The organism is Mesorhizobium sp. M7A.F.Ca.US.002.01.1.1, from assembly GCF_004022955.1.
GTDB lineage: Bacteria > Pseudomonadota > Alphaproteobacteria > Rhizobiales > Rhizobiaceae > Mesorhizobium > Mesorhizobium ciceri.
In genome coordinates, this window is the sequence record NZ_RZQE01000291.1 from 1 (window position 1) to 7,673 (window position 7,673).

The window sequence follows — 7,673 nt, forward strand, 5'->3', positions numbered from 1 at the left end:
AGGTGGAGGCCTATGCGCGCAGCACTTGCGGCGAGCCGTTCGAGCCGTTTCTCATCGACACGGTGGCGCGCACCGATGGACGGGCGCGGCGCCTGATGTTCGAAAAGTTCGCGGCCGGCACTGGCCGGAACCAGCGCGAGATCGTGGCCGGCAAGACGCCGCCGATCGCCGTTCTGAACGGCATCGACGAGCCATTCGTCAACACCGATTTCGTCTCGGCTGTGAAATTCTCCAATCTATGGGAAGGCAAGGCGCATCTGCTCGACAAATCCGGCCACGCGCCGTTCTGGGATTCGCCCGATCGCTTCGATCCGGTCTTCGCCCGCTTCCTGGCGAGCGTCGACAGAGCGTAGGTCCGTCGGAAAACCGGCGCCACGGACCCGCCTTCGCGTTGGGTGGGTGACAATCACGCGCATCTGCCGTATATTGACATAAACATATCCTTATGTGACATGAAAAGGCCTGTCGCCAAAGGGATAAAAAATGTCGCAGAATTCTGCCTCGCTGGACGCATTGTTCGGCCCCGTCGCGGCAAAACCGGACGGCTCGGAAGTGCTTGCCGCGCTGACAGCGGCGGCACGCGAGCGCATTCTCATCCTCGACGGCGCCATGGGCACGCAGATCCAGGGCCTCGGGTTTAACGAGGACCAATTCCGCGGCGAGGCTTTCGCCGGCTGCGCCTGCCATCAGCAGGGCAACAACGATCTCCTGATCCTGACCCAGCCCGGGGCGATCGAGGAGATCCATTATCAATACGCCATCGCAGGCGCCGACATCCTGGAGACCAATACTTTCTCCTCGACCTCGATCGCCCAGGCCGACTACGGCATGGAAGATGCCGTCTATGCGCTGAACCGCGATGGCGCGCGGCTGGTCAGGCGCGCCGCTGTTCGGGCCGAGCAGCAGGACGGCAAGCGAAGGTTTGTCGCCGGAGCGCTCGGGCCGACCAACCGCACCGCCTCGATGTCGCCCGACGTCAACAATCCCGGCTATCGCGCCGTGACCTTCGACGATTTGCGCCTCGCCTATGGCGAGCAGCTGCGCGGGTTGATCGATGGCGGCGCCGACATCATCCTGATCGAGACCATCTTCGACACGCTGAACGCCAAGGCGGCGATCTTCGCGGCGGAAGAGATCTTCATCGAGAAGGGCGTGCGCCTGCCCGTGATGATATCGGGCACCATCACGGACCTCTCCGGCCGCACGCTGTCGGGCCAGACGCCGACCGCCTTCTGGCATTCGGTGCGGCACGCCAGCCCCTTCACCATCGGCCTCAACTGCGCGCTCGGCGCCAACGCCATGCGAGCGCATCTGGCCGAAATATCCGGTGTCGCCGACACCTTTGTCTGCGCTTATCCGAATGCCGGCCTGCCCAACGAATTCGGCCGGTATGACGAAAGCCCGGACTTCATGGCCGCCCAGATCGAGGATTTCGCGCGTGAGGGACTGGTCAATGTCGTCGGCGGCTGCTGCGGCTCGACGCCGGAGCACATCCGCGCCATCGCCGAGGCGGTGCGGAAGTATCCGCCGCGCGCCATTCCGGACATTGAGCCCAGGATGCGCCTGTCCGGGCTGGAGCCATTCACGCTCACCGACGAGATCCCCTTCGTCAATGTCGGCGAGCGAACCAATGTCACCGGCTCGGCCAAGTTCCGGAAACTGATCACGGCGGGCGACTATGTCGCCGCGCTCGACGTCGCCCGCGACCAGGTCGCCAACGGCGCGCAGATCATCGACATCAACATGGACGAGGGTCTGATCGATTCGAAGAAGGCCATGGTCGAATACCTCAACCTGATCGCCGCCGAGCCGGACATCGCCCGCGTTCCTGTCATGGTCGACAGTTCGAAATGGGAGATCATCGAAGCCGGCTTGAAATGCGTGCAGGGCAAGCCGCTGGTCAACTCCATCTCGATGAAGGAGGGCGAAGAAGCCTTCCTGCATCATGCCAGGCTGGTCCGCGCCTATGGCGCCGCCGTCGTCGTTATGGCCTTCGACGAGGAAGGCCAGGCCGACACCAAGGCGCGCAAGGTCGAGATCTGCACCCGCGCCTACAAGCTCCTGACCGAGCAGGCCGGCTTCCCGCCCGAGGACATCGTCTTCGATCCCAATGTCTTCGCCATCGCCACCGGCATCGAGGAGCACGACAATTACGGCGTCGACTTCATCGAGGCGGCCGGCGAGATCACCGCGACGCTGCCGCATGTCCACATTTCCGGCGGCGTGTCGAACCTGTCTTTCTCGTTCCGTGGCAACGAGCCGGTGCGCGAGGCCATGCATGCCGTATTCCTTTACCATGCCATCCAGCGCGGCATGGACATGGGCATCGTCAATGCCGGCCAGCTCGCCGTCTACGATACGATCGAGCCTGATCTGCGCGAGGCCTGCGAGGATGTCGTGCTCAACCGCGCGCCGAAGGCCGGCGGCACCGCCACCGAACGCATGCTGGAGATCGCCGAACGCTTCAAGGGCACGGCCGGCAAGGAAGCGCAGGAGCGCGATCTCGCCTGGCGCGAATGGACTGTCGAACAGCGGATCAGCCACGCGCTGGTCAACGGCATCACCGAATTCATCGACGCCGACACCGAGGAAGCGCGGCTTGCCGCCGAGCGGCCGCTGCATGTCATCGAAGGCCCGCTGATGGCCGGCATGAACGTCGTCGGCGATCTGTTCGGCGCGGGAAAGATGTTCCTGCCGCAAGTGGTGAAGTCGGCGCGGGTGATGAAGCAGGCGGTGGCTGGACTGCTGCCGCACATGGAAGCCGAGAAGCTGGCAAACGCCGCCAACGGCATCGACAATGGCGAACGTAAAACGGCCGGAAAAATCCTGATGGCGACGGTCAAGGGCGATGTCCATGACATCGGCAAGAACATCGTCGGCGTGGTTCTCGCCTGCAACAATTACGAGATCATCGATCTCGGCGTCATGGTGCCGGCGGCCAGGATCCTGCAGACGGCGCGCGAGCAAAATGTCGATATCATCGGCCTATCCGGCCTGATTACGCCGTCGCTGGACGAGATGGCGCACATGGCTGCCGAGATGGAGCGTGAAGGCTTCGACATTCCGCTGCTGATCGGCGGCGCGACGACCAGCCGCGTGCACACGGCGGTGAAGATCCACCCGCGTTACAGCAAGGGGCAGACGGTCTATGTCACCGACGCCAGCCGCGCGGTCGGCGTGGTCTCATCCTTGCTGTCCAACGAGAGCAAGGATGGCTTTGTCGATACGGTGCGCGCCGAATACAAGAAGGTCGCCGATGCGCATGCCCGCTCGGAAGCCGACAAGCAGCGTTTGCCGCTGGCCAAGGCGAGGGCCAATGCGCATCGGATAGACTGGTCTGAATATGAGCCGCCGAAGCCGTCCTTCGCAGGCGTGAAGGTGTTCGAGAACTGGGACCTGACCGAGCTCGCGCGCTACATCGATTGGACGCCGTTCTTCCAGACCTGGGAGCTGAAGGGCCGCTATCCCAAGATATTGGAGGATGAGGCGCAAGGTGCCGCCGCACGCCAGTTGTTCGAGGATGCGCAGGCGATGCTGAACAAGATCATTGCCGAAAAGTGGTTCGCGCCGCGCGGCGTCATCGGCTTCTGGCCGGCCAACGCCGTCGGCGACGACATCAGGCTGTTTACGGACGAGAAGCGGTCGCAGGAACTGGCGACGTTCTTCACCTTGCGCCAGCAACTGACCAAGCGCGACGGCAAGGCCAATGTTGCCCTGTCGGATTTCGTCGCGCCGGCGGAGTGCGGCAAGGCCGATTACATCGGCGGCTTCATCGTCACCGCCGGCATCGAGGAGGTGGCGATCGCCGAACGCTTCGAACGCGCCAACGACGACTATTCCTCGATCATGGTCAAGGCGCTGGCCGACCGCTTCGCCGAAGCCTTTGCCGAGCGCATGCATGAGAAGGTGCGCAAGGAATTCTGGGGCTACGCGTCAGATGAAGCGCTGGCGCCCGACGAGCTGATCGGCGAACCCTATCGCGGCATCCGACCGGCGCCCGGCTATCCGGCTCAGCCCGACCATACGGAGAAGGCGACTTTGTTCCGGCTGCTCGATGGCGAAGGCAATGCCGGCGTGAGACTGACCGAAAGCTATGCGATGTGGCCGGGCTCATCCGTCTCGGGGATCTATCTGGCGCATCCCGAAAGCTATTATTTCGGCGTCGCCAAGGTCGAACGCGACCAGGTCGAGGATTATGCGCGCCGCAAGGCGATGCCGTTGACCGAGGCCGAGCGCTGGCTTGGCCCCATCCTCAACTACGTGCCGGCACACTATGCCGAGGCGGCTGAATAGCCGATGCCGGCGCGCCTGACGGAAGCGACAGGCGAATGCCGATCGCTTCTCCAGTGTCATCCTGGCCCGCTTCGATTCCTGTGGGCTATTGCATGGCCGACGGGTTCATCCACAGCAGCTCCCAGACGTTGCCGTCCGGATCTTCGATGTGGCGGTTGAACATGAAACCAAGATCCTGCGCCGGGTTGGGATCGGCGCGACCGCCTGCCGCCACGCCCTTCTCGATTACGACATTGACCTCGTCCTTGCTGTCGACGGTTAGTGCGATCAACATCTGGCTGTCCCGCTTGGGGTCGCCGATCGGGCGCGCTGTGAACTGGCTGTAATGCTGGTGCGTCAGCAACATGACCCCGATCGAGTCTGAGAACATGATCGAGCTGGACTGGTCGCTCGAGAACTGCGGGTTCAGCGTGCCCCCGATCGCGAGATAGAACTTGGTCGCCGCCTGCAGATCGCGTACCGGTAGATTGAGGAAGATCATTTTGGTCATCGGTCTAAGCCTTGCTGCCGTTGATGGGTACTAGCCAGTCTAGTACTGTAACTATGGCTACCATGCGGGAACGGTACCGTCTAGTACCGGTTGAGAGGCGCTATGAAAATTGATGGTGAGACCAGGTCGGCTCGCAAGGATCGTGAAATCATTGAAGCGGCTACGGCCGCCTTCATCGCCAAGGGCTATGATGGAACCAGCATGGAAGAGATCGCCACCAAAGCAGGCGCATCCAAGCAGACTGTCTACAAGCATTTCACGGACAAGGAGACGCTTTTCGGCGAAGTCGTCGAGTCCACCGCCAGCCAGACCAACGATGTCGTCGAGTCCGTGACGATGCTGCTTTCCGAGGCGAAATTCATGGAGGGTGGGCTACAGCAGCTTGCCCGACGCATGACAACGACGCTGATGGACGAAGAGCTGCTGAAGCTGCGGCGTCTGATTATCGCCAACGCGGATCGGATGCCGCAGCTTGGCCGGAGCTGGTATGAAAAAGGTTTTGAACGCATGCTTGCCTCGGTGGCATCATGCTTTCAAAAGCTTACCAGTCGAGGCCTGTTGCAGACCAGCGATCCCCGTCTGGCGGCCAGCCATCTCTTCGGAATGCTTCTCTGGATCCCAATGAACGAAGCCATGTTCACCGGAAGCAACCCGCGTTCGAAGGCGGACCTCGAGCGGCACGCCGATGCTTCGGTCGAAGCATTCCTTGCCGCCTATGGGGCGCGGCCGAAATAGTCGCGCGCCGCTCCGCCAGCGATGCTTATTGTGGTCGATTGTCCGTCCACGCCAGCGTCTTTTGCTTAAGGCCGGTGGCGGAGTCGGTTTAGGCACAGGATGCTCGCTTACGATCCAAGGCTGCGATAAACCCAGGGCAGCCGTCTTTGCAGCTGGAGCGTCAAATGACCGTACTCACCCGACGCCGGCTTTTGAAAACGGCAGCGATTGCCGGCGCAGGCGGGGTCGGGCTTTCGGCCATGGGCCGGCTTGGTGGCTGGGCCGCTGCCACGCCTGAGCCGGTGGTTTTGCAGACGGCAAAGATCCAGGCGAAGCTGATGGATATCGGCCAGACCAGGGATGTGCTGACCTATGGCAACGCCGGAATGCCGCCCGTGCTCAGAATGAAAAAAGGCCAGCCCTTCGCTGCACGCCTTGTCAACGCGATCGACGATCCGACGACGATCCACTGGCACGGTATTCGCGTTCCAAACAAGATGGACGGCGTGCCGTTCCTGGTCCAGCCCTACGTCTACACCGGCGATCATTTCGACTACGCCTTCACGCCGCCCGATGCCGGCACCTTCTGGTACCACCCGCATTGCAACACGCTGGAGCAGATGGGCCATGGCCTGACCGGCGTGATCGTGGTCGAGAATCCCAACGATCCGAAATTCGATGCCGAAATCGTCCTCAATTTGCGCGACTGGCGCCTCGGCGACGACGGTCAGTTCATCGACCAGTTCCGGCCGCGCGATGCCGCGAGAACCGGAACTTACGGCACGGTGCGCACCGCCAATTGGCTCGACCAGCCGCAATATGATGCGCCGGCCGGCGGACTGGCGCGGCTGCGCGTCGCCATCACCGACGTGACGCGAATCTACGCTTTTCACGTCGACGGTGCAAAGGCGACTGTCATGGCGCTCGACGGCAATCCGGTGCCTGAGCGTTTTTCGCCCGATGCCTTGCTGCTTGGACCCGGCCAGCGCATGGAGCTGGCCATACGCATGCCCGACGAGGAAGGCGCGATCGTCAGCTTGAGGGAGGTCAGAGGCACCAAGCCAAAAATCCTGGCAACCCTGCGCGCGACAGGAAACTCCCTCAAACGGGACATTCGGGATCTTGCTCCACTGGAGCTCAATCCGGTGGCGGAAGTGGATCTCGCCAGTGCCAGGCATATTTCCCTGGCGCTCAGCGCCACGGCGGAAAACGTCCCGAGCGATGGCATCTGCGGCTCGCTTGGCTACAGTTTCTGGGCCATCAACAAAGTGCCGTGGCCCGGCGACACCAAGGATCCGACCGCGCCTCTGGCCGAACTGAAGCTTGGCCAAAGCTATGTCATCGACATGGAGAACCTGACGCCGCAATCCCATCCTATGCATCTGCACGGCATGAGCTTCAAGGTGCTGTCGTCCTCGACGCGCCAGGTTCAGCCTGTCATTTCCGACACCTATCTCATCCAGCCCAACGAGAAGGTTCAGCTCGGTTTCGTCGCCGATAATCCCGGCGACTGGCTGCTGCACTGCCACATCATCGAGCACCAGAAATCGGGAATGACGAGCTACGTCAGGGTGGTGTGAAGCCGCGTCAGCCTGCGCGTGGCGTCTGGACCGTCACTTGCGCAATTGAGCCTCGATCTCGTCGAGCACTTTGTCCTTGCCGATGCCGGTGAGGAAGGCGAGGCCCTTGATGACCGGCTTGGTCACCGAAGCGGAGATCGGGGTGGTTGCGACGATGAAGTCGACATTGTCGGCCAGTCCGGGCACTTCGGTGGCCTTTGCCTGCTGGGCATTGAAGGTGAGGCCGCGTTTCTTCATTTCCTCGGTGACGGCGACGTTGACCGCGGTCGAGGTGGCGATGCCCGTGCCGCAGGCGAAGAGAATGGTTTTCTGTCTGGACATCTCTGCTTCTCCTTGGTTATCAGCCGAGTACGGCTCGCACGTCTTCGAGGGTTCTGGCCGACCTCAAATCATCCAAGGCTTGCGGGTTCTGGATGGTGGCCATGACGGCCTGCAGCGCCTCAATCTGCTTGTCCTTGTCGTTGATGGCAAGCAGGAAAACGAAGCCGACCGGCAGCATCTCGTCGGGATCCTCCATGTTGGCGAAGGTCACTGGTTGCTTCAATGTGCCCATCGCGATGCCAGGCTTCAGCACATGCTCCGGATCGGTGTGCGGC

At 62.1% G+C, this 7,673-nt stretch carries 7 protein-coding genes; 4 read left to right on the forward strand and 3 right to left on the reverse strand.

Going from position 1 to position 7,673, the window contains the following annotated elements; genetic code table 11:
• A partial coding sequence (locus EN932_RS23830) for an alpha/beta hydrolase (RefSeq protein ID WP_164890590.1) occupies positions 1–353 on the forward strand: 353 nt, incomplete at its 5' end.
• 130 nt (positions 354–483) lie between these two features.
• The gene (gene metH, locus EN932_RS23835; protein WP_127368958.1) at positions 484–4,293 is read left to right on the forward strand and encodes a methionine synthase; all 3,810 of its coding nucleotides are present in this window, start codon (positions 484–486) and stop codon (positions 4,291–4,293) included.
• A gap of 85 nt (positions 4,294–4,378) precedes the next feature.
• Here the strand turns inward: metH and EN932_RS23840 are convergent, their stop codons facing one another.
• Positions 4,379–4,783 carry a VOC family protein gene (locus EN932_RS23840; protein WP_013530216.1) on the reverse strand — a complete coding sequence of 135 codons (405 nt, stop codon included), beginning with the start codon at positions 4,781–4,783 and terminating at the stop codon, positions 4,379–4,381.
• A 102-nt stretch (positions 4,784–4,885) separates the two neighbouring features.
• On the opposite strand from EN932_RS23840, the gene EN932_RS23845 reads away from it, so the two are divergent.
• Complete coding sequence (locus EN932_RS23845; protein ID WP_024504795.1) at positions 4,886–5,518, forward strand: TetR/AcrR family transcriptional regulator; 633 nt, start codon at positions 4,886–4,888, stop codon at positions 5,516–5,518.
• A 164-nt stretch (positions 5,519–5,682) separates the two neighbouring features.
• Positions 5,683–7,077 carry a multicopper oxidase family protein gene (locus EN932_RS23850; RefSeq protein ID WP_128369109.1) on the forward strand — a complete coding sequence of 465 codons (1,395 nt, stop codon included), beginning with the start codon at positions 5,683–5,685 and terminating at the stop codon, positions 7,075–7,077.
• A gap of 33 nt (positions 7,078–7,110) precedes the next feature.
• Here EN932_RS23850 and EN932_RS23855 read toward each other — a convergent pair whose 3' ends face one another.
• Together EN932_RS23855 and EN932_RS23860 are read right to left on the reverse strand one after the other, a co-directional pair.
• Entirely contained in the window at positions 7,111–7,398 is a 288-nt protein-coding gene (locus EN932_RS23855) for a PTS sugar transporter subunit IIB (protein ID WP_023809203.1), read from the reverse strand.
• 19 nt (positions 7,399–7,417) lie between these two features.
• A partial coding sequence (locus EN932_RS23860; RefSeq protein WP_164890591.1) for a PTS sugar transporter subunit IIA occupies positions 7,418–7,673 on the reverse strand: 256 nt, incomplete at its 5' end.